This is a genomic window from Bartonella sp. TT119HLJHH, assembly GCF_042193385.1.
GTDB lineage: Bacteria > Pseudomonadota > Alphaproteobacteria > Rhizobiales > Rhizobiaceae > Bartonella.
Genome location: NZ_JBHILS010000002.1, coordinates 206,906 through 229,593 on the forward strand (window position 1 = coordinate 206,906; position 22,688 = coordinate 229,593).

The 22,688-nt window shown below is 35.4% G+C and carries 17 protein-coding genes, 1 tRNA gene and 1 pseudogene; 10 read left to right on the top strand and 9 right to left on the bottom strand.

Translation table 11 applies throughout. The features are described from left to right. Nucleotides 1-44: 44 nt before the first annotated feature. The 4 genes from ACFIJL_RS02070 to ACFIJL_RS02085 all read right to left on the bottom strand — a co-directional run bounded on the left by ACFIJL_RS02070 (nucleotide 45) and on the right by ACFIJL_RS02085 (nucleotide 3,390). A complete protein-coding gene (locus ACFIJL_RS02070; RefSeq protein ID WP_375622276.1) occupies nucleotides 45-815 on the bottom strand; it encodes a tetratricopeptide repeat protein in 771 nt (256 codons plus the stop codon). 233 nt (nucleotides 816-1,048) lie between these two features. Continuing rightward, a complete protein-coding gene (locus ACFIJL_RS02075) occupies nucleotides 1,049-2,467 on the bottom strand; it encodes an ATP-binding protein (protein WP_375622277.1) in 1,419 nt (472 codons plus the stop codon). Then, nucleotides 2,467-3,132: a response regulator transcription factor gene (locus ACFIJL_RS02080; protein WP_375622278.1), complete on the bottom strand. Its 666-nt coding sequence runs from the start codon at nucleotides 3,130-3,132 to the stop codon at nucleotides 2,467-2,469. The genes ACFIJL_RS02075 and ACFIJL_RS02080 overlap by 1 nt, the downstream gene beginning before the upstream one ends. Before the next feature lie 21 nt (nucleotides 3,133-3,153). Further along, nucleotides 3,154-3,390, bottom strand: a complete 237-nt coding sequence (locus ACFIJL_RS02085; RefSeq protein WP_375622279.1) for a hypothetical protein — start codon at nucleotides 3,388-3,390, stop codon at nucleotides 3,154-3,156. Between the two features lie 350 nt (nucleotides 3,391-3,740). On the opposite strand from ACFIJL_RS02085, the gene ACFIJL_RS02090 reads away from it, so the two are divergent. From ACFIJL_RS02090 to ACFIJL_RS02105, 4 genes are all read left to right on the top strand, one after another. Further along, nucleotides 3,741-5,891, top strand: a complete 2,151-nt coding sequence (locus ACFIJL_RS02090; protein ID WP_375622280.1) for a transglycosylase domain-containing protein — start codon at nucleotides 3,741-3,743, stop codon at nucleotides 5,889-5,891. Between the two features lie 17 nt (nucleotides 5,892-5,908). Continuing rightward, complete coding sequence (locus ACFIJL_RS02095) at nucleotides 5,909-6,505, top strand: DUF1214 domain-containing protein (RefSeq protein WP_375622281.1); 597 nt, start codon at nucleotides 5,909-5,911, stop codon at nucleotides 6,503-6,505. Then, nucleotides 6,498-7,037 carry a hypothetical protein gene (locus ACFIJL_RS02100; protein ID WP_375622282.1) on the top strand — a complete coding sequence of 180 codons (540 nt, stop codon included), beginning with the start codon at nucleotides 6,498-6,500 and terminating at the stop codon, nucleotides 7,035-7,037. Before ACFIJL_RS02095 ends, ACFIJL_RS02100 begins: the two co-directional genes overlap by 8 nt. Before the next feature lie 532 nt (nucleotides 7,038-7,569). Continuing rightward, nucleotides 7,570-8,355 carry a DUF1499 domain-containing protein gene (locus ACFIJL_RS02105; protein ID WP_375622283.1) on the top strand — a complete coding sequence of 262 codons (786 nt, stop codon included), beginning with the start codon at nucleotides 7,570-7,572 and terminating at the stop codon, nucleotides 8,353-8,355. 1,637 nt (nucleotides 8,356-9,992) lie between these two features. On the opposite strand, the gene ACFIJL_RS02110 is transcribed toward ACFIJL_RS02105, so the two are convergent. After that, nucleotides 9,993-10,823, bottom strand: a complete 831-nt coding sequence (locus ACFIJL_RS02110) for a hypothetical protein (protein ID WP_375622284.1) — start codon at nucleotides 10,821-10,823, stop codon at nucleotides 9,993-9,995. Nucleotides 10,824-11,076: 253 nt separating this feature from the next. Here ACFIJL_RS02110 and ACFIJL_RS02115 point away from each other — a divergent pair, with 253 nt between their 5' ends. The 3 genes from ACFIJL_RS02115 to ACFIJL_RS02125 are packed head-to-tail and all read left to right on the top strand — an operon-like array spanning nucleotide 11,077 to nucleotide 14,523. Beyond that, nucleotides 11,077-12,744: a peptidase domain-containing ABC transporter gene (locus ACFIJL_RS02115; RefSeq protein WP_375622285.1), complete on the top strand. Its 1,668-nt coding sequence runs from the start codon at nucleotides 11,077-11,079 to the stop codon at nucleotides 12,742-12,744. After that, nucleotides 12,734-14,059, top strand: a complete 1,326-nt coding sequence (locus ACFIJL_RS02120; protein ID WP_375622286.1) for an HlyD family type I secretion periplasmic adaptor subunit — start codon at nucleotides 12,734-12,736, stop codon at nucleotides 14,057-14,059. Before ACFIJL_RS02115 ends, ACFIJL_RS02120 begins: the two co-directional genes overlap by 11 nt. Continuing rightward, complete coding sequence (locus ACFIJL_RS02125; RefSeq protein ID WP_375622287.1) at nucleotides 14,059-14,523, top strand: toxin-activating lysine-acyltransferase; 465 nt, start codon at nucleotides 14,059-14,061, stop codon at nucleotides 14,521-14,523. Before ACFIJL_RS02120 ends, ACFIJL_RS02125 begins: the two co-directional genes overlap by 1 nt. 229 nt (nucleotides 14,524-14,752) lie before the next feature. On the opposite strand, the gene ACFIJL_RS02130 is transcribed toward ACFIJL_RS02125, so the two are convergent. Continuing rightward, nucleotides 14,753-14,827: transfer RNA gene (locus ACFIJL_RS02130), tRNA-Gln, on the bottom strand. 875 nt (nucleotides 14,828-15,702) lie between these two features. Here ACFIJL_RS02130 and ACFIJL_RS02135 point away from each other — a divergent pair. Next, nucleotides 15,703-16,305, top strand: a complete 603-nt coding sequence (locus ACFIJL_RS02135; RefSeq protein WP_375622288.1) for a superoxide dismutase — start codon at nucleotides 15,703-15,705, stop codon at nucleotides 16,303-16,305. Between the two features lie 83 nt (nucleotides 16,306-16,388). Here the strand turns inward: ACFIJL_RS02135 and ACFIJL_RS02140 are convergent, their stop codons facing one another. After that, a complete protein-coding gene (locus ACFIJL_RS02140) occupies nucleotides 16,389-18,482 on the bottom strand; it encodes a S9 family peptidase (RefSeq protein ID WP_375622289.1) in 2,094 nt (697 codons plus the stop codon). 855 nt (nucleotides 18,483-19,337) lie between these two features. Here ACFIJL_RS02140 and ACFIJL_RS02145 point away from each other — a divergent pair. Continuing rightward, the gene (locus ACFIJL_RS02145) at nucleotides 19,338-19,775 is read left to right on the top strand and encodes a MucR family transcriptional regulator (protein ID WP_012754848.1); all 438 of its coding nucleotides are present in this window, start codon (nucleotides 19,338-19,340) and stop codon (nucleotides 19,773-19,775) included. A gap of 98 nt (nucleotides 19,776-19,873) precedes the next feature. Here ACFIJL_RS02145 and ACFIJL_RS02150 read toward each other — a convergent pair whose 3' ends face one another. After that, complete coding sequence (locus ACFIJL_RS02150) at nucleotides 19,874-20,284, bottom strand: SufE family protein (RefSeq protein WP_375622290.1); 411 nt, start codon at nucleotides 20,282-20,284, stop codon at nucleotides 19,874-19,876. A 108-nt stretch (nucleotides 20,285-20,392) separates the two neighbouring features. Next, a pseudogene (locus ACFIJL_RS02155) lies at nucleotides 20,393-20,768 on the bottom strand (DUF5330 domain-containing protein). Nucleotides 20,769-21,788: 1,020 nt separating this feature from the next. On the opposite strand from ACFIJL_RS02155, the gene ACFIJL_RS02160 reads away from it, so the two are divergent. Further along, nucleotides 21,789-22,628, top strand: a complete 840-nt coding sequence (locus tag ACFIJL_RS02160; protein ID WP_375622336.1) for a peptidoglycan-binding domain-containing protein — start codon at nucleotides 21,789-21,791, stop codon at nucleotides 22,626-22,628. Nucleotides 22,629-22,688: the final 60 nt, after the last annotated feature.

Below are 22,688 nucleotides of genomic sequence, written 5' to 3' on the forward strand. Positions count from 1 at the left end.
AATTAAGTATCAATATTTTATTTTTTAAGAGCTTTGCACATCTTCTACATAGGTGCAAGATTTCTTTTCTCTGTATGCTTACGCGATAAATCACGTAACTGAATCATCATTTTTTTAACACGTGATTGTCCTGAAAAATTTTCAGGCATTGTATCAAGAAAGCTTTGTAAAAATTGCACTGCCTGCGCAGTTTTTCCTGCTTGATGCAATGCATCGGCCAACAACAAACGTGGATAAAAATCTGTTGGCGCTAAATCTGCTGCTTTTTGAAAGGCATTTTGCGCTTCTTGCGTTATCACTCCCCCTTCATAACCAACCAATGCTAAACCGTATCCGACAAGCCTTGGAGCTGTTTCGCCATTCAAACGAAGTGCATCTAAATACGTATTCACTGCTTCTTGAAAAAGGCTTTCTTCGAGATACCCTACCGCTAACGCATCTGCTAGCTTGCCATCATGAGGTGCACGGAAAAAAAGCACTTGTAAACGAATAAGCTTTTCTTGCTTACTGAGAGTTTTAGGATCCTTATCCATTAATTCGCTAAAAAAATAACTTTTCACTTCTGGATTGCCTATCAGCCCATAAATACTCCATGTCATCAGAAGAACAAACAAAATACTCAAAGCCTTAAGAATATTTCTTTTTTTATAATGCATATAAAGCTTGTTAAACTCAATCGTACGCTTATGGCTTCTATAACCATCTACGGTTTCAACTTTCCATTCTTTCTTTATCTCATCGTCAAAACGTAGTGAAAGAAAAAGAATACTTGCCAGAAAAGTCAGAAAAAATGCTGCAAAAATTAATAAGAGCATATCGTTTTTTTCCAATACGAACAGAGAATAACTCGCTTACATTTTATCCTCTTCATAAGAAGAGTGATGTGAATTAATAAAAATTCATTTTTTCATGGAGAATATTATAAATATCTATCATATATATCAATTAAGCAAAGAAACTAAAAACAATGTTTCCCTACTCTTTATGTATTGTCTAAAATACTGCTTTATAAACTTTATAGACATTTCTTGCTTAAGAAGAAAATATGTCATTCTCCCATCTTAGGTAACAAAACTTTTGCATACAATCCACCCAAATCAGAACGTGATAAAAAGAGATTGCCACCATATTCACTGACCATATCTGAAACAATTGCTAACCCTAAGCCTGCCCCTAGTTTACTTTCATTAAACCGCCGCCCTCTTTTTAATGCTTCATCAATTTTGTCTTCTGTTAAACCAGGACCATCATCTTCTACAAAGATACTAAAATATTCTTTTTCTTCAACATTTTCTTCTAAACAACAAGAGATCAAAACCTTTGCTCGAGACCACTGAGTAGCATTTTCAATCAAATTCCCTACAATTTCTTCTAAATCTTCCTTCTCTCCAGAAAAAACAATATCATCAACATCCATAATAAATTGAATTTGTTTTTCAGGATTAAGCTTTTTCATAACCCGCACCAAACGTTCAAGCACACTGCGAACAGACGTATGATAGACAATACTATCGCATTGTGCTGCAATCCGTGCACGCTGAAGATAATGATTGATTTGAGCTTGCATTATTTGCGTTTGCTCTCTCAACAAACAAGCCTTTTCTCCGCGCATCTTATCTGTCTCATTCATAATCACGGATAGAGGCGTCTTCAATGAATGCGCGAGATTACCAACTTGTGTGCGAAATCGCTCAATAATACGCTGATTATTATTAATGAGAGCATTCATCTCTTGTACAAGCGGCATCACTTCGCTTACTAAATCCGTATTCACATAATGAACTCTTCCTTCGCGAATATCATTCAATGCGCGTCGAATAAGCTTCAACGGTTGAAAACTAAAGAAAATAATAGCAATATTAATAAGAACACTCCCGATACCGAAACTCCAAAGAAAAATTTGCAAAGTTCGCGTAAATTCCTTTACTTGGGCATGAGCTTCATCGATATTCCCAACAAGCCGAAAACGTGCAATATGATTTTTATTATCAAGAACAACATCACTCTCAATCACTTGTAGCTTTTGACCATTGTTCCCCATTATCCGATAAGAGCGAAAGAATTTATTGTCAAAAGGTATATCAACATCACTTGGTGTAAATATCTCGCCTGTTCCCAATGAGGGGGATGTCAATCTTCCTTTTAAATTATGGGATATCGCAACAACTTCCCAATACCATCCTGTTGTTGGATCAGAATAACGAATATCATCAATCCCAGCCCCTCCTCTTAAAGTACCTTCCGATGACACCGTCACTGTTGCAATAAGACTGTAGAGTTGAGCAGAAAGGATACGCTCTAGGCTTTGTTCAGTTGAACGCTTATAAAATAAAATACTTACTGCAGAAATCGATAAAAGAGAAATAACAACCCATAATGTTGATAAGATCATAACACGTAAACTGAGAGATCGAGTAATGACAAAAAAGAACCTCCTATACCAATTATTCTCTTCAAAAACATTCATTAATCACCTCGCGTTCTCACGCGATATCCCATTCCTCGAATAGTTTCAATCAAATCCACTCCAAGCTTTTTCCGTAACCGACCTACAAAGACTTCCACTGTATTCGAGTCCTTATCAAAATCCTGATCATAAAGATGTTCAGTAAGCTCTGTTCTTGAAATGATCCTGTCACAATGATGCATGAGATACGAAAGCAGTCTGAATTCATAAGATGTTAGTTTAATCAATTGACCATCCACAAAAACACGAGACGTCTTTGTATCCAACAAAACATTTCCGCAACATAATGCACTCGTCGCATGTCCAGTAGTGCGACGAATTAATGCGCGCAAGCGCGCCATCACTTCCTCCAAATGAAATGGCTTCACAACATAATCGTCAGCCCCAGCATCAATACCGTGCACCTTATCAGACCAACGGTCTCGCGCCGTTAGCATTAAAACAGGCATGGAGAGCCCTTCTTGACGCCACTTTTCAACAACACGAATACCATCAATATACGGCAGTCCTATATCAAGTATCACCGCGTCATAAGACTCTGTGCTCCCTAAAAAATAAGCCTCTTCACCATCGAAAGCACTATCGGAAACATATCCTGCACGTCTTACAGCTTCTGCTAATTGATGGTGAAGATTCCGATCATCTTCAACGATTAAGATACGCATCACAACACCATCTGCCAAAAACTAATCAGCAGGAACAAAAAACTCAACACGACGTAATTTTTCACCATTACGGGCTGGTACAACAACCACAATTGCACACATGTCCTTTCCATCCTGAACAACTGGTTTTGAACGGACGAGAACCCCGCTCTCTTGCGCGGCAGCCTTCTTACCTACTTCAGCACACCCAGAAGCTAGAACAGAATCTGCTTCTAAAAAAGCGGCTATTATTACGAACAAGAATTTTTTTTTCATCATAAATATTTCAATAACCCATCTCTTCTCTTCCTTGATAAAGGATAAAAGAAATAATGTTTTTTTGGGGGCGATTTAAAAATCACAAATGGAAAATAGTTTATCCTCTACCTTACAGAATAACGTATTAATATTACTACAAATTTTTAAAAATTCAAAATAAAATATTTTTAATAATAAGAAGAAATTTTATTTAATGAAATAATAAAATCTTAATATACTATCTTACAAAAAATGAATAATTCTAAAACAAATTCTTTCTCTGTTAGCACTATAGAAAAAAAATACTTCTACTCCATATAAATTATTATAGATTTGTTTGGTTGTATTGCTTTGCCATAGGCTCTCTTTAAATGTTTGATTTTTTAAAAAAAAAGAAAGGGCAACACCGTAAGCCATTTCATAGTCCTGCTCTCATTGAATTAGACGCACGATTAGACACAGCGCTTTATCACATTCGTTCTGCTAACAGTTTTTTCTGGAAAAAGGCAAAAATCGTCTCACAAAATTTTCATCTTCAAGGATGGAAACGCTTTATCGTTGAAGTTCTCGATGAAATACTGACATTAGGGTTGATGGGATTTACTCTTTTCACTATTTTGGGCATTTCTGTTTTTGAAGTGACCAAAACAAATTGGTCTTTTCCTAAAAACTTTTCCATTCTTTTTCTCGATCGCTATGGAAATCCAATTGGGCACCGCGGTGCAATGCCGGCTATTTCTGTCCCCGTTGAAGAAATGCCAGACACTGTTATTAAAGCGGTTCTCGCCACAGAAGACCGTCGTTTTTTTGATCATTGGGGCATTGATTTTCAAGGACTTACACGGGCAATTTCACAAAATATGCAAGCTAAAGGTGTGGTGCAAGGTGGTTCAACTCTCACACAACAATTGGCTAAAAATTTATTCTTAACAAATGAGAGAACGATAACACGTAAAATTAAAGAAGCTTATCTTGCTCTTTGGCTAGAAGCAAATTTTAGCAAAAAGCAGATTTTACAACTTTACCTTGACCGAGCCTATATGGGAGGAAACAATTTTGGTATTGCAGCCGCTGCAAAATTTTATTTTGGAAAAGATATCCGTCATGTATCTTTGAGTGAATCTGCTATGTTAGCAGGACTCTTTAAAGCTCCAACAAAATATGCTCCTCATAGTCATCTCTTTGCTGCTCAAACACGTGCCAATGTCGTCCTTTCTAATCTTGTTAATAGTGGCTTTATGACGAAGAGCCAAATTATCAATGCGCATCGCCACCCTGCTAAGGCACTTCCCCAAAGAGAAAATAATCAGCCAGATTATTTTCTTGATTGGGCATTCGAGGAAGTCAAAAAAATGCGTAATCAACTTCTAAGTCATAATTTAATTATTCAAACAACCCTTGATCCGAATATTCAAAAAGCAGCAGAAGAATCTATTGCTTATCATTTACATCAATATGGTCAACAATATCGTGTAACACAAGCTGCCACCGTTATACTCGATAATAATGGTGCCGTATGTGCAATTGTTGGAGGACTAGATTATAAAAAGAGTCAATTTAACAGAGCAACACAAGGCGGTCGACAACCTGGTTCTTCATTCAAACCTTATGTTTACGCAGCCGCAATGGAACATGGACTGTCACCCTCAACAATCGTTCTAGATGCTCCAATCAATTGGGGAGGTTGGACACCCAAAAATAATTCTGGTCGTTATTTGGGAAAAATTGATTTAGCAACAGCTTTAGCTTTTTCTATCAATACAGTCCCTGTGTATCTCACCTACCAATATCTTAATCGCAATACCCAACCTATCATAGATCTCATCAAGAATATGGGGATTAACGCGCATATTTTATCACACAAAACGATGGTTCTTGGCACTTCCAACATGACTCCCATGGATCAAGCTACAGGTTTTAATGTCTTTGCCAATGGAGGAATAGCGGGTAATCGTCATGGGTTTACGCAAATCAGAACAATTGATGGTCGTGTCGTGTGGGATTTCGAACATAACGGAAAAAAACTACACCGAGTTCTGAGTGAACAATCAGCTGCTTATATGAACCAAATGATGGTGGGTGTCACAACACGAGGGTCTGGTAAGCGTGCTGCTCTGCCCATGACTCTTGTCGCTGGGAAAACTGGAACATCACAATCCTATCGTGATGCTTGGTTTGTTGGCTTTACTGGCAATTATACTGGAGCGGTATGGATGGGAAATGATAACTTTTCACCGATGAATCGTGCTTTTGGGGGGGGCGTTCCTGCCATGATATGGCATAGCATCATGCTTGCTGCACATCAAAATATCATGCTCAAACAGCTCTATGGTGTTAAAGATTCTCTCCTTCCTTATCAGCCCCCAGTACTTTCTTCCCATGCAGATTCTGAAGTTCCTCCTCCAATACCCTCTACGCTTTCTCCTGAAACATTAAATATCGTGCGATTGATTAACAAAGATCTGAAAAAACCATCTGCAATTTCTTTGAAAATGAAAACAACTGGAGATTCAACATTTTGAATTCAAGACATTCACTGATGTTTTTTAATATCACCATTTTCTTTTTTATCTTCGCTTTTTCCATTTTATGTGGAACACTGAGTGTCAATTATGTGCTCAATTCCTTTCATCATTTTGGACTCTTTAGAATTGGAAAATGGAGTGCTTATCCACAGGTGGGAACCGCTAATATGGATCCTTATACCCGCGCCCGCACGGACAAACGAGGCATTGTTTCACTCGGACGCACTGAAGGTCTTCAATTCCAGATTTGGCAAGACAACCAAGGGCGTCCACTTCATCCTCACTGTCATTATTGGCTCAAAGGCACCATCCCTGAAACTCGTCTTTTTACCCTTTATACAGCTGACAAATCCCTAAAACCCTATACTTCATCCAAAGAAATACCTTTTGAACTCCACACGAACGCTATTATTTATGAGCATGATGGCTCATTGCGCATCAATATTTCACCTACACCACAAGCTGGCAATTGGCTTGCAACAGTTAGTCAAAAAGAATTCGGGCTTATTCTTACCTTATACGATACCTCAATCATCTCTGCAACGGCATTACAAAAGCTTACAATGCCATCAATAGAACAAATTCCATCAGGACAAATAAATTGTGACTAGATTTATTCATACCGCACTTCTTGCAATCATTGGCGCTATTATCGTTCATATTTGCGTTCTCTTTCTGATCCCCTATTGGACACAAAATAATATATGGACAGCACTTAAAAAATCCGGAGCCCCTTATCAATTTGTTGCTTTTACTCCCGATAATCCTATTCAACAATCTGCTGATCCCCTCTTTCTTCTTAAAGTCTGCAGATTTAATCTTGAAAATGGACCTGTTCATTTAAAAGCTTTGAAAACACGACAATTTTGGTCACTAGCAGCCTACACACACAAAGGAATTATTTTCTATAGCCTTAATGACCGAACAGCCCCTGATAATACACTCGATCTTATTATTGGAAAACCAATACAAATCATAGAACTCAAAAAATCAAAACCTAAAAAAAATGCCAATTCAGTTTTGGTTGCTAAAAATTTGAATGAAGGTTTTGTCATTTTACGTATTTTTGCCCCTTCTTCACTTGCAAAAAAAGAAAGTGAAGCTTTTCTTTCATCCGCGACCTGCCGCATATTTTATGAATAAAAACGGACTAAGCTCTCATTTGTACAATACCTTACTTTCTATACAAAATACATGAAGACTATCAAAATGGTTATCTTTTTTCTCTATTAATTGAATATTCGAATTCAGATTTGTCTGATTGTAGATCCCTCAATTTTTTATTGAGATAGAATGAAATCTCTATTGCACATCATCATATCCTATTTGATACGCATTATCTGACAGAAAAAACTCCCCGCAATCAGAAGAGAAAATCAAGAGTAAAGTTCTAGAAAAATATGCTGCTAACAACCGTAAAACTTGTTATTTGAGTTTACTTCTTTTTATTTACAAACATTCCCATAAAGTTCGCATCAATAACATGATAAACTATAGAAGAAATACTGATTACCTTCAATGAAGTGCTAAAATAACCGCTGGAAACTTATAAGACATTATGCATCCTTGACCTCAAAAATAAGTGCTTTATTTTTCTCTTATGAGCAGAAGCTTTTTGTAAGATAGCACTCTGAAAAAACTTGGCTTATAGTTTACAATTGAGGGGAAAAACTTCATGAAGAAGAGATATGTTCGGTTCATTTCAAGAGCAGCAGTATGGTCCCCTCGATTTGGTGGATTGTCGTTCTTTGTTTTATTATTTTCAGTCATTTTACAACGTTTTTCCGTCATTAACGTAACCGACTTCATAATTTTGATCGGAATCTCTACCGGCTGTGTGATTATTTCTCTTTTTCTTGCTTTAAAAGCACTTTACAGCTTATGGATCTATGGAGCCCTAGGGGGAATGAAAGCTTTAAAAGGGATCATTTATTCGTTGATAACGGCTACACCATTGATGTTATTTTTTGGACTTTGGTTTACCTTACCGGCTCTTTACGATATTTCTACCGATACACAAAGCCCGCCAGCTTTTTTTCGCACAATACGTCCCAGCGATGCTTTACCGCTCAAAAGTGTTTTGACTGAACAAGAAACATTACAGATGTCACAATGGCCAGAAATATCGGGGCGCCGTTATGATGGTTCACCTGACTGTATTCGCGAATCTGTTCTCAATGTTTTAGCAGCCTATGATTGGCCTGTTGTGGCTCAACGAGAGTTTAAAGGTGAAGAAAATGAACTGTATATTGAAACAATGGCAAAAACTTTTTACCTTGGTTTCATTTCAGACATTGTCATTCGTTTAACTGATGAAGGAGATACAACTTTTGTTGATATGCGTTCTGCTTCTCGTTATTTGCCAAGAGATTTGGGGACAAATGCTGCTTTTATTATCGATTTTATGGATGCGCTTGATACAGAAATCGCGTCACTTCCTCTTTCTCAAGATGATGGATAAAAATCAAGAGAGATAAGGCACTTTATTTCATAAAAATTGCTTATTTTTCAATAAATATGACACATAAGAAGAGAATCACTTTTCAAAAACTATAAACTGACAATGCTTATACAAAAGACAATAATCTCAAAACAACTCATTCTTTAAATAATTAAAAAGATTAAAAAAATAGGAAATAAAAACAGAAATATTGATAATAATACTGATTTTAAAGTCTCTGTCTAACTGTAATCAGTAAACATTTTTTTAAAGATAAATATTATATAAAAATAATAACTTATTTTTTATAAATAACTCTACAAGTAACACCTTATAATTATATTTTAAAATAATATAACAACTTGATTTTATATTATTTTAAATTCCCATATATTTAACTAATAAATTTCCAGAATAATATAATATAAAAAACATAATTGTTGATAATATTGTCCTTTTTATACTCCAGTTCTCACCTTTAAATCTATTGTAAAAAAACATGCAAAATCCAAATCCAATTGCTGTTACTAAGGAGCGAGTAAAAGTATTCATAACAAAAAAATCCAAAATAAAATATCTATTATCATACACAAAAATATCCCTGAAATCAGTTTAGCCATAGCTTTAAAGTATGTTTACAATATCACTGATCTCAGAAATATCTTTATCGTTATTTTCTAAATAAATTAGAAACAGTGTTCTTCCACTTTACGGAAGGCATTGATTGTACTTATCTATCAAACCGATAGCAGCTCCTAATAATCCGCCTCCTACTACTCTAGGTAGACCAGCTACTGCACCCAGCCCCTCCTCCTAATAAGGCTCCCACGAGACCGCCTGTGCCTACTGTTTGAGCATAAGAGCCTGCGCTACAATCATCTTCTTCTGGAAAAAGAAAACTTTTTGGATGTGAGTTACTAATTGAATCATGTGATGAGCATGCTATTTAGCAAAAAAATCAAATATAATTTGTAAAATGTATAAATTATGATAAATAATAAAATGCTGATAATAACGTAATTCTATATTATTTTAAAATTCCCGTATATTCAATTAATAAATTTGCAGCATAATATAATATAAAAAACCTAATTGTTGTTAATATTGTCCTTTTTATACTCCAGTTCTTACCTTTAGATCTATTGTAAGAAAACATTAAAAATCCATATATAAACGTTGCCAATAAGGAGCTAGTAAAAGTATGCATAACAAAAAATCCAGACTGAAATTTCATCTACTTTATGAATGATTTAAGAGAGAGCAATAGAGTATAATTCAAATAATAAACTTAACTTAATTAAGTATAATTTTATATATAAACAATATTTATAAAATTCCCATATATTTAACTAATAAACTTCCAGAATAATATATTATAAAAAATATAATTGTTGATAATATTATCCTTTTTATACTCCAGTTCTCACCTTTAAATCTATTGAAAAAAAACATGAAAAATCCAAATGCAATTGCTGTCACTAAGGAACTAATAAAAGTATACATGACAAAGAATCCAAAATAAAATATCTATTATCATAAACAAAAATATCCCTGAAATCAGTTTAGCCATAGCTTTAAAGTATGTTTACAATATCACTGATCTCAGAAATATCTTTATCGTTATTTTCTAAATAAATTAGAAACAGTGTCCCTCCACTTTACGGATGGCATTGATTGTATTTATCTATAAAACCGGTAGCAGCTCCTGTTAGTCCGCCGCCTACTGCTCCACCGAGCGCACCAACAGGACCTCCAGAAGCTCCTGCTATTCCACCTCCTATTGCTCCTATCCCTCCCTTTATGGCAGCTGATTCAACGTAATCGCCTACTTGACAACTCGGATTTGGATGACATTGATTATACTTATCTACAAAACCGTTAGCTGCTCCTGTTAGTCCGCCGCCTACTGCTCCAGTGAACGTACCAACAGGACCTGCCACTGAACCACCTAATGCTCCTCCTAGTGCTCCTATCCCTCCCTTTATGGCCGATGCTTCAACGTAATCGCCTACTTCACAGCTCGGATTCGGATGAAATTGATTGTACTTATCTACCAAGGCATCACCAGCTCCTCCTATTCCGCCGCTTACTGCTCCACCGAGAAAGCCAGCACCTGCACCTCCTGATCCAGCAATAGAACCTCCCGCTGCACCAGCACCACCTCCTAATACTAATCCTACAATGCCGCCTGCACCTGCTTCTTGAGCATAAGCGTCTGTATTATGATCATCTTCTGGAAAAAGCCAACTTTTTGGATGTGAGTTACTACTTGAATCACCAGCTCCTCCTATTCCGCCGCTTACTGCTCCACCGAGTAAGCCAGCACCTGCACCTCCTGGTCCAGCAATACCTCCTATTACGTCTCCTATGATGCCACCTGTACCTGCTGCTTGGGCATGAGCGCCTGTACTATAATCATCTTCTGGAAAAAGCCAACTTTTTGGATGTGAGTTACTACTTGAATCATTTGATGAGCTTGAACTACCCATTTAAATCCTCCTTTTATTATTAAAAATAACTGTATCACAACGATACAGTGGAAAATTCATTATTGTTCATTTTATAATAAGTCAAATATAATTTGTATAATAACAATAAAAATACTGTATAAACAATAAATACATTATGTTTATATTATATTCACACAAAATGTATATTTTGTATAAATATAATACTATTTACAATACTGTTTAAATATGCGACATCAATCGCTCTTTCTCTTAAATAAAATCATAAATTCAAATGAGTCATTCACAAGAAAAACCTGTATCATTCTCTTGGTTTACAAGAACAACAAAGAAATATATCTATTATGTTATCGAACTCAGTTGCGTTGCTGTTGTTTTGCGTTTGCTGGGCTTGGTGAATCCTTTTATTTTTCAAGCGATTATCGACCGTATTCTCCCTTTTCAGCGTATTGAAAGTCTCTATGCTATCGTTGTCTTGATGGTTGCTATCATGCTGTTTAGCACAGCTCTTAGCACTCTATCAGGCTACTTAGGTGCCTATTTAGCCAATCGGCTTACGCTAGAATTTGGACGGCGCATTTACACCCATCTTTTAAGTCTCTCCTTGCCCACTTTACGCCGTTGGCAAGTGGGAGAATTGTTTTCACGTATTGGAGAAGTTGATACAATTCGCGGTTTTTTAACAGGAACCATCGCCACAACTGTTCTAAATGTTCTGTTTGCCATTATTTATATTGCTGCACTCTTTTCCATTAGTCCGAAACTGACCTTCATTGTCCTTATCATTTTACCTTTACAAATGGGTTCTTTAGCGCTAGTCGGTCCCTTCTTGCGCCGCCAATTACGCCGTGCTTTCACTCTGCAAGCTGTCCATAAATCGCGCCTTATTGAAAGTTTTACCAATCTTGAAGCCATTAAAGCACACGTAAAAGAATCTGCTCATACAATACGCATGCAAGAAACTTTAGCCCGTAGTTTAGATCAAAGCCTTACAACCAGTAAATTACATCTTCTCAATGGAGCCATGAGCCATATTTTTGGTGATCTTTTCACTATTTTTATTATCTTTTTTGGTGCTCAGGCAGTTCTTCAAAACCAAATTACGCTAGGGCAACTTATTGCCTTTCATCTCCTCGCTGGAAATGTTTCTGGTCCTATCTTAAGCCTTGCATCCCTATGGGAAGAATGGCAGCATTTGAAAATCTCTCGTCTTCGTTTGGGCGATATTCTTAACTCCCCTTCAGAATGGGAAGAAGAAAAGCCGCCTCTTCAACTCAGCGCTCCTCCTCATCTTGAAGCCAACGATCTCTGTTTTTCTTATGGAAATAAGTCCATTATCAATCATCTTGATGTCTGTTTACAACCTGGGCAACCAATTATGTTACTTGGTCCTTCAGGGTGCGGAAAAACAACCTTGGCGAAGCTCCTTTGTGGACTCTATCCCCCAACAAGCGGAAAGATATTGATTAACGCCCAACCTTTACAGAATTTTGATGTCCGTAGCGTGCGTGAAACAATCGCGTATTTTCCTCAAAATCCTTGCCTTTTTTCCGGAACCATTCTTGAGAATATGCTTCTTGCTAAACCAGATGCCACTAAAGATGAAATCGACGCTGCACTATATGTTAGTGCTTGCCATGATTTGATTGCTCAGTTGCCTTTAGGACTTAATACTCAAGTAGGAGAGCAAGGTGGTTTTTTATCAGGTGGTCAGCGCCAACGCTTGGCTTTAGCTTGTTTCTTTCTGATAAACCCAAGCCTTCTTATTTTGGATGAACCTACTTCCGCATTGGATGACACTGTCAGTGCACAAATTGTTGAGCATTTATATAAACTTTCGCAAGAACGTATTGTTCTTGTTATTACCCACAAAAGTGACCTCTTTCCTCAGCATGCAACCGTCTTAAACTTTACTGATTTGGAGGCAAAAAATGGCAGATAAAGCTCCCTATTTGCGCCCTTTGTCACCAACGCTTCATATGGTGGTTGCTGTTTTGATCACCTTATTTCTCTTTATTGTGATCGGCAGCTTTATCGCAAAAACAGAGATTGTTGCACGGGGGCAAGGAAGTGTTATTCCCACCGCTTACGTTCAGCTGGTCCAAGCGCAAAATACAGGACGCATTGAGAAAATTCTTGTAAAAGAAGGGCAATTTGTTCATCAAGGTGATCTCCTTATTCAATTAGATCCTCGTGAAGCCCTCAATGAGTGCGCACGTGTTCAAGCAGATATCGCGCAACAAACCCTTCAAGCACAAATCGCAACAGCTATTTTAACAGCTTTGCATGAAAGTGATCCTTTGGATAAAGATTTTGTAACCAAAGGGCTTGCCTATCTGCCAGTTCCTCCTTCTGGCAATCAGACTGCAAGAATAGAAGGGGAAAAACTCATTAGCGCTGCCCTTCAATCTCTCCAAGATAAATTAAGAGCGCTAAAAGCACAAGCGGACCGCGTCGAGCGCAGCGGTGCAACACAACATGCGCAATTAGATAGGTTGGAAGATGATCGTCAATTAAGCCAAGGAAAATTAAAAGCTGCAAAAAGCCTAATGGAAACAAAAGTCATTAGCCAAGCCGTTTATTTAGAGCGTTTACATGATTTTAAAAATGTCGAGCATGAAATTTTAACCAATCAAAGACGTTTGGAAGAAAATGCCGCCGAAATAAACACCCTCCGCCAACAACGGAAAAGTCTCATTTCCGATGAAATCGCCCGCTATCGCCAACTTTCGCGTGAAACAGAACTGAATCTTCAAGGATTAAAAGCAAAGCTTGATAGCACTCAATACCATCTTGACCACTTATCACTCTATGCGCCTGTTGATGGACGTATCGATGATTTAAGTATCCATACTTTGGGCGGCTTTGTAGAAGCTGGTAAAACGCTTATGCGTATTGTCCCTGATGCAGGTGGTCTCATTGTTGAAGCGTTTTTTGATAATCGAGATATTGGTTTTTTAGAAAAGGGTCAACGTGCTTACATCAAGTTTTCTGCCTTTCCACCTGAACGTTTCGGTGTTATCCACGGTACAGTCGTTAATGTAGGCGCTACAGCGCGCTATAATAAAGAAATTAATGGTGTCTATGCTGTTTTAATCAAAATTGACCAAGATCACATCACTTTGAATAACAAACATCTTAAATTTATCCCTGGCATGACTGTGGCAACGGATGTCATTACCTCAAAACGGCGTCTCATTTCCTATTTCTTTGAACCTATTACCAAAGTTTTAGAACAATCTCTAAAGGAAAGATAATGTCTGTAAATGAAAATTCATCACCATCATTCATAGACCCTCTTACGGCTTTGGGTGCCATGGTTGTTTTAATGCTTACATCTCCCTTATACCGCCGCTGGCGAATCTGGGATATCGAACGAAATTTAGGACCAGCTTTACAGACTGGGCAATACAAGCTCTATAAAAATGAACGTGGAGAATTTTGTGCCTTTATCACTTGGGCTTTTTTAGATGAGAAAAATCATCAATCTATGTTTAAAAAAGGAGAATTTTTACCCGATGTCAATTGGCAGAATGGAAAATACGTATGGTTTATTGATTGTGTAGCACCCTATGGCCATACTGCTCATATTGTACGTGATATGCAACGAAATATATTTCCTGATCAGCATTATTGCTACGCTGTTCGACGTAATGAAGATGGTGGAATACGAAAAATTGCGCGCTGGTGTTGCTATAGAGCAAAAAATCCAGTCAAATAGTTTTTCTAAAGCAAGTGCGCATAAATCATTTACTCCTCGCCTCTTATAAAAAAGAATCTTTTAAAAGAGCTTTTTGAGCGATAGCTATAGTAAAAGAAAACTTTACCATATTTAGAGCTGCCCCGCTACAAATAGATGCTTTTCAACTTACCAGACTTGCTATGAATAGCAACAGAGGTTAAGGGGGCCACTCTCAAGCTGAACTTTGATTAACTAATTCCACTAGAATTGGCTGGGGTACCTGGATTCGAACCAGGGAATGCCGGTACCAAAAACCGGTGCCTTACCGCTTGGCTATACCCCAAAAAAACACGCTTTATAGCGACTCTTGCACCTTATAGCGATTCCTGTGATTGGACGCAATATCTGAAAATCAAAGACTTTACTTTTTTATCATAAAATTTCTGAGTCTTGTATGGCATTGCCATCGATACAAATTCGTAGCAGAAACTGATATACAGTTGTGATTTTAACATAAGCAGGAACCATTTATCCATCAATTATTTTGCTCTTTGTATTGATTTTCTAGGAACAGAAAATGAAAATCTTGCGGTTTACTCATGTATCTAATAAATTTGCATATGATTTACTTTTCTTGATATATTAGAATCCCATCTTGCTCAATTTAAGAAAAAAGCTGTCACCACATTGGCGACCGGTAAGTGTATGATAGTGCTGCTGTGCTCTTGCATTAAGCGTAAAGATGATAACGTCCTCTAGTTTTTACATTATATTATTCATGGGTAGCACCATAAAATGAAATCAAGCACATTGAAAAATATTTCCTAAAAAATAACACTTAATATTCTTTTGAAAACATTATGATACACTAGTACTCTAAAAGAGTTTTGCAAAAATTAAAAACATTTTATATGGCATTTGAAAAAATAGAGATACAAAAATAAGGAATAATAGCTATTTCCATTTACTTTTTATTCAAAAGATAATGATATTTTTTACCCGCTCATAGATGGAAGAAACCTTCAGAAGCAATCTTTATGTAGACCAATACCCTTTTTGATTGATGAATATACATTTCCTAAAAGCTTCTTTTACAAAAAGAGAGACATTAAAACTATTTCATACAAACTAGGTATTCAACATTTGCTTTTAAATTCGGTAAATGGCAAATTAGGCTTATGAAATAAGCTTAACAATTAGAATCGAGGAGATTTTTAAATGGCTTTTGAATTGCCCCCGTTGCCTTATGATTACGATGCCCTTTCGCCTTATATGTCACGCGAAACGCTTGAATATCATCATGATAAGCATCACCTTGCTTATCTTACCAATACCAATAATTTTGTGAAAGAGTTAGGCTTAGAAAATGAAAGCCTTGAAGATATTGTTAAAAAAAGTTTTGGAAAAAATATTGGTTTGTTTAATAATGCAGCACAGTATTACAATCATAACCATTTTTGGCTTTGGATGAAAAAAGATGGTGGTGGTCAAAAACTTCCTGAAAAGTTAGCAAAAGCTATTGACGCTGATCTAGGTGGTTACGATAAATTCCGCGCTGATTTTATTGCTGCTGCTGGTGCCCAATTTGGTGCTGGATGGGCGTGGGTTGCTGTTAAAGATGGCAAGCTTGAAATTATGAAAACACCTAATGGTGAAAATCCCTTAGTGCACAATGCTCGCCCTATTTTGGGTGTCGATGTGTGGGAACATTCCTATTACATTGATTATCGCAATGCTCGACCGAAGTACCTCGAATCCTTTGTAGACCATTTAATTAATTGGGACTATGTTTTGAAACTTTATGAAGAATGTGAATTTTAAACTGTCTCAATAATTTTTTAGTGTATGAAAGTCTCTATAATCCAATAAATTATCGGAGACTTTCATACAGAGGTATCTATGGATTAGCAAAAGTCTTTTCCTGCTATCTTTAGAATATATGCATAGATATAGGCAACTTCTTCTAGCTTTGAAAAACGTCCAGCTGCACCAGCGTGCCCTGAATCCATATTAATACGTAATAAAACTGCATTATCGTCTGTTTTTAGGTCTCGTAATTTTGCCACCCATTTTGCAGGCTCCCAGTAAGTTACACGAGGATCTGTTAATCCTGCCATCACAAGTATAGGGGGATAGTTTTGAGCTTTGACATTATCGTAGGGGGAATAGGAAGCAATAAGCTTATAATCTTCTTCTGATTCAAGAGGATTCCCCCATTCGGCCCATTCTGGAGGTGTGAGTGGCAATGAAGCATCTAACATTGTCGCTAAAACATCAACAAAAGGCACATTCGCTACGATCCCAGCAAAATCCTGTGGAGCTATATTGGCAATAGCTCCCATCAACATCCCCCCTGCTGAACCACCATGAGCAATCAGCCGGTCGTGAGAAGTAAATTTATTGTTTACAAGGTAACGCCCACAAGCAATAAAATCTGTAAATGTATTGTGCTTAAAGAGATGTTTTCCTTTCTCATACCATTCTACTCCCTTTTCTTTTCCTCCGCGAATATGAGCAATGGCATAAATAAAACCTCTGTTCACTAGAGAAAGTACATTACTATTGAAACTGGCAGGAATAGAGATCCCATAAGCACCATAACCGTAAAGCAGACAAGGCGCACCACCGTCAAGGGGAGTGTTTTTGTGGTAAAAAAGTGAAATAGGAATCTTCTCACCATCATCTGCTATTGCTGTAATACGTCGTGTTACATATGCATCTTTATTATGCCCAGAGGGAATTATTTGCGTTTTTAAAAGCATTCGTTTACAATTCTTCATCTCATAATCAAACACTTGATCAGGTGTTGTCATAGACGAATAAGAAAAACGAATAGTTGGACTGTTATATTCTGCAACTCCTTGCAGACCTAAAGAATAAGCCTCTTCAGTAAAAGCAATAGAATTAACTTGTTTAGTGGTACGTTCCATTACTTTTATACGTGGAAGCCCCTCAAAACGTTCGATCCAGACAAGAAAATCTTGATAAGCATCATGGGATAATATTAGGCACCCAAGCTGATGTGGGACAAACTCAGACCAATTTTCTGATTGTGGAGATGTATATGGCGCTACCATAATTTTGAAATCTTTTGCATTATCTAAATTGGTCAAAATATAAAAGACATCACCACCCTCTGTAAGTGAATATTCAATACCTTTTTGTCGTTTCCGTACACATTTTGGAACAGTAAAAGGCGCCTCAGCTGGAATTAACCAGATCTCGGATGTTTCATGATCATGAATATTAATATAAATAACATCATGAAGCTTAGAACCGCTTACATCTAAGAAAAAACCTGGATTGTCTTCACGAAAAATAAGCTTATCTTGTGATTGATCTGTGTTTAATTGATGATAATAGAGCTCTGAAGGTCGGTGGTTTTTATCCATCTTAGTATAGAAAAAACCTTCAGATCTAGCATCCCATACAATTTGACCAGATGTATCAGTAATTGTGTCCATACAGTCAGACAATGTCTCAAAATTACGAATTTTAGCTGTATAGAATTCTGATCCTTTGTCATCATAGGTCCATACCACATGTGTATGGTCAGGAGATTCTTGAACTGAACCAAATTTGAAATATTCTTTGCCTTCTGCTAGGACATCACCATTAAGGTACACGTTTTTTTCTCCGCCATTCCTTGGTGTCCGAAAATAATGTGGTTGTTGGCCTCCGGTAACATAAGAGAATCCGTAAGCAAAAGCACCATGTTTTATAGGAACAGAACTATCATTCTCTTGGATCCTGTTTTTCATTTCGGTAAAAAGCAAATCTCGTAATGGTTTTGTATCAGCCATTTGAGCTGATTGATAAGCATTTTCTTTTTCAAGATAATGTCGAATATTGGGATCAAGACAGTTAGGATTTTTAAAAACATCTTGCCAGTTAGACGCACGTAACCAATGATAGGGATCATCACGAAAAATACCATGATATATTTCTTTATGAGTGATTCTAGATGCTTTGGGAGGAATTGCAAAAGTGCGAGTCATACACAATCCTATATTAAAATATGTTAACAGCTTCGTTTATATGTTAGAATCACAATTATTGATGCAAGTGTAAAAATCTATAAGTTCTATTCACTTGCAAAAGTAGCGCCATGATAATTTTTTAAAACGAATACCTTTCTGTTCATTATATACCACAGCTATTGTTTTCTAGGAATATAATACCACTTTTATAATGAACGTGACTGATAAAACAATTAAACTATGAGAAAAAGATTTGATTTTTTTTGAAACAGTATAATCGCACAATTTTACAGAAATGAGTAAATATATATAAAGTATTATTATTAATACACAAAAAAACAAAAACATTTCATGTCGTTTTAATGAAGAGTTTTATATTATAAATAATGATATTATGTCATAATTATAATATATTATATTTTCTGTTATTAAATTTAATAAATATAAATAATAAAATAAATTTAAAACTTATTAAAAATAAACATACCAAATTATAAGTATTCAAAACAAAAAATAATAATTTATATATTATATTTTTTGTAATTAGTAATTTTATTTTTACATTCTAAAAAAAATAAATAAATTTTATCCTATATTTTTTTATATTTGTGATGTATTATATATTATGTATGATATGTTATAGGATAAAAATATATTTTAGCATGTAATAATTTCGTTTTTCTTATTGTATATTATGACAAAAAGTAGGTATTTATTTGATTTTTTTGTGTTTTGGCAATTTTATAGAATAATTGAATTGACAAAAAAGATTTTTGTACAATATGAAACTCATGTGCATGAGATCTTTATATCATGAGTATATGCACTATATCTCGATTTTGAATTACTCAATTTAAATTAAAGGAAACAAGAATGGAACATCGTGCAGTCTTAGAGACTGAAAGCAATTTAGTTATTACATTGGTTGCTGATATTGTTGCTGCCTACGTGAGTAATAATTCTATTCGACCGACTGAAGTGCCAAGTTTAATTGCTGATGTCCATGCTGCTTTTCGTAAAGCAGGGAATCTAGAGTTAACAGAAGTCGAAGTTGAAAAACAAAGGCCTGCCGTTAATCCAAAGCGTTCAGTATTTCCTGATTATCTCATTTGCCTTGAAGATGGAAAGAAGTTTAAATCTCTAAAGCGTCATCTCATGACACATTATGGAATGTTGCCAGAGGAATATCGTGAAAAATGGCAGTTAGATAGTTCTTATCCTATGGTGGCGCCTAATTATGCAAAAACACGATCGGCTTTGGCCAAAGAAATGGGGCTTGGACGCAAAAGCAAACGGAAAAAAACTAAATAATCTTATTTTGCGAAAAAATGGTTTCATATATAAATTTGATTTTAGTATACATGTTTTGTGTGAAGCTTTTGTATATATAGCAATTTCTACCAAGGGAATTACATATAGCTTTCGTTACGAATCCGTTTAATCATTGATTTCAGACCATTTGATCGTTGTGGTGTAAGATTTTCATTTAAACCAAGTTTTTCAAAAAGCTCTTGAGCATCAGAATTGCGAATTTCAGAAGCTTTTTTGCCTGAATAAAAAGCCAGAAGTATATAAATGAGTCCACGCACAATATGAGCATCGGAATCACCTTGAAACGTCAATATTGGATCTTCTGAGTTATTACGTGAAGATAGTAGCCACACTTGGCTAACACAACCAGGAACTTTGTGAGCATCATTTCGAGCGTTTTCCGGAAAAGGTGGCAGTTCATAGCCAAGCTCGATGACATAACGATAACGATCTTCCCAATTATCCAAAAGCGAAAAATTTTCTATAATATTACCGATTGTTTCCGCCATTATTTTAGTCCTGTTTCGTTTGAATAATCATTCTTGAATACACTTATAAAAAATCAATATTTATTCTTCCTAACATAAATAACACGAAGAACATTAAAAATCCTTATTTCAAGATAACATTTTATGGTTTCGTAAGAACTCTTGTATTTCTATTTTGTAAGAAACATTAGGGGAAGCCTCTGATATTATTTTTGTTCCCTAATATGTTCCCTAAATATTCATAAGCAGCTCTTGCACCGTAATATGCGCGCTCGCCAAGTGAACTTAAAAAGGATTTTCCTACTTTGCAGGTTTTTATATTACGGTCACAAAATGCGCCTAAGTCATTTAAGGCTTCCTTAAAAGCAATAATCACATCGCTCGTTGTTGTCTCATTATTTTTGGGGCTAGAAGAATGGTTACTGCTTGGATCTGCTACAAAAAATGAAATAATGACAAAAATAAAAAATAAAAGAAATGATAATTTGATTAAAAAACGTATCATGGACAATCAATGTACGGCAGTGGTAAATACAATAAAAGAAGCATTTTATACACTGTTGCTTTATAAACAATTTATAAAATGTGTTTTTTATAAAATTGAGTATTCATGTATTGGATCTATATAATTGGCTTTTTTATAAATATGACACAATTCCTCTGTATAAAATAGTATACATTGTCTATTCAGTAAAAAATTAATATCAAAATTATACACTTACAGGCTGATCATGTTAATGAACATACTATGGTAAAAAATGAGAGATATAATCATGTTGTGTACATACTTATTTTAAATAACAATTCACCATCTTAGCTTAGTTGAAAAAGCTAAAAAGAGTAAAATTCTGTTATTCTGACTTTAATCGTGATAAAATATTTACATTATCTATAAAATTTTTAATAGCACATCATCAACATGATCAATATGTCGATCAAAAGATCAAACAATTGTTTCATCTCTTATAACTCCATCTCAAGATCTCAAAGCAAGTTTTTCTATAACATTGTAAATCAATTTAATTGATATAAAAGTAGCTACACTAAAATATAATAACCTTAAGAGACCAGTATTCTCACCAAACCGTTTACAGAAAAGTAACCCTATATATGTAAATTGTAAAGAATATAATGACTCTTATCTTTTTAACGTTATAGAAGAATAATCTCTAACTTGTTTTTAAATGATAGGCAAACATCTGCGCCCAAAATGAAGAATAACGTGATATTATTATTGAGATGATTATATGTGATAATGCAGTTTGCAAACACTAAAATGATCTTGAACGTTAATCATTTGATGTTCTCTTTATACATATTAAAGATTTGTAAAATCTGAAATTAATAAAAATTGATAAGAGCTCTTGTTGATTGATCAACTTATACATTGATAGAATGAAGCTGCTTATTCTAGGAGTTTGAAAGGAAAAAACAATAATGTAAATGCATTTCTCTCTAGCGAAAAGTAAGAACTAATTTGCATTCGTTTCTTTGTGAAACATAAACGCAACTGAAAATAAAAATGATGACAACAAAACGAAAGACGCCCCGAAAAAAAACTGTAAAACACCGTAAATACTCTAGTAGTATCGTTATCACACTTTTTCTTATAATTTTTCGTTTCATTTTTTGGAGTATCAAAAGTATTTATTTTTATACACAAAAAAATACTTTATTTTTTGTTGGATCTATTCTTTTTACTATTAGTTTTTTATTTGTTTCATTTAATGCTTTATTTTCGCAAATGACAACACATCAAGGTATTTTCACTCAAATGAAGTTTTCTTCCGCTCAAAGTATAGGGAAGAGCTCTACTTTATCCAAAAAAGAAGCAAGATCACAAGAACTCTCTCGTGTAACTTCTGTACATTCTCAAAGTCATAACCACACAAATTCACCTTTATCCTCTCAATCAGCAAGCATGCTGGAAAAACAAAAAGAATTAGCAAAATTAGGACTTTATGATGGACCATTAGATGGACTAGAAGGACCTAAAATACGCCGTGCGATCACTCTATGGAAACAACAAGCTGCTCAGAAAATGCAAAATAATGTTTTACCCAATTCTACAACAGATGAAATTGCGCTATTAATTAAGCAGAGCGAAATAGAAATGGAAAATAAAACAAAAAGAAATATAACACACTCAAAAGAAGCTGTTTTAGAGCCTTCTGTTGAAGATATTATACGGGTACAAAAAGCTTTACATATCTTTGGTCATGAGGAGGTTATTGTCACAGGAATAGAAGATCAAAAGACGATAGAAGCCTTAAAACAGTTTCAACAAATGTTTGATCTTCCTGTAACTGGTAAAATTAATCACACAATTTTAATAAAAATGCGTGAAATTGGTCTATTAAATTGAAGCTAATCATCAATATTATCAAAAAATTTCTTAATTTATAATGATAATTTGCTTGTTGAA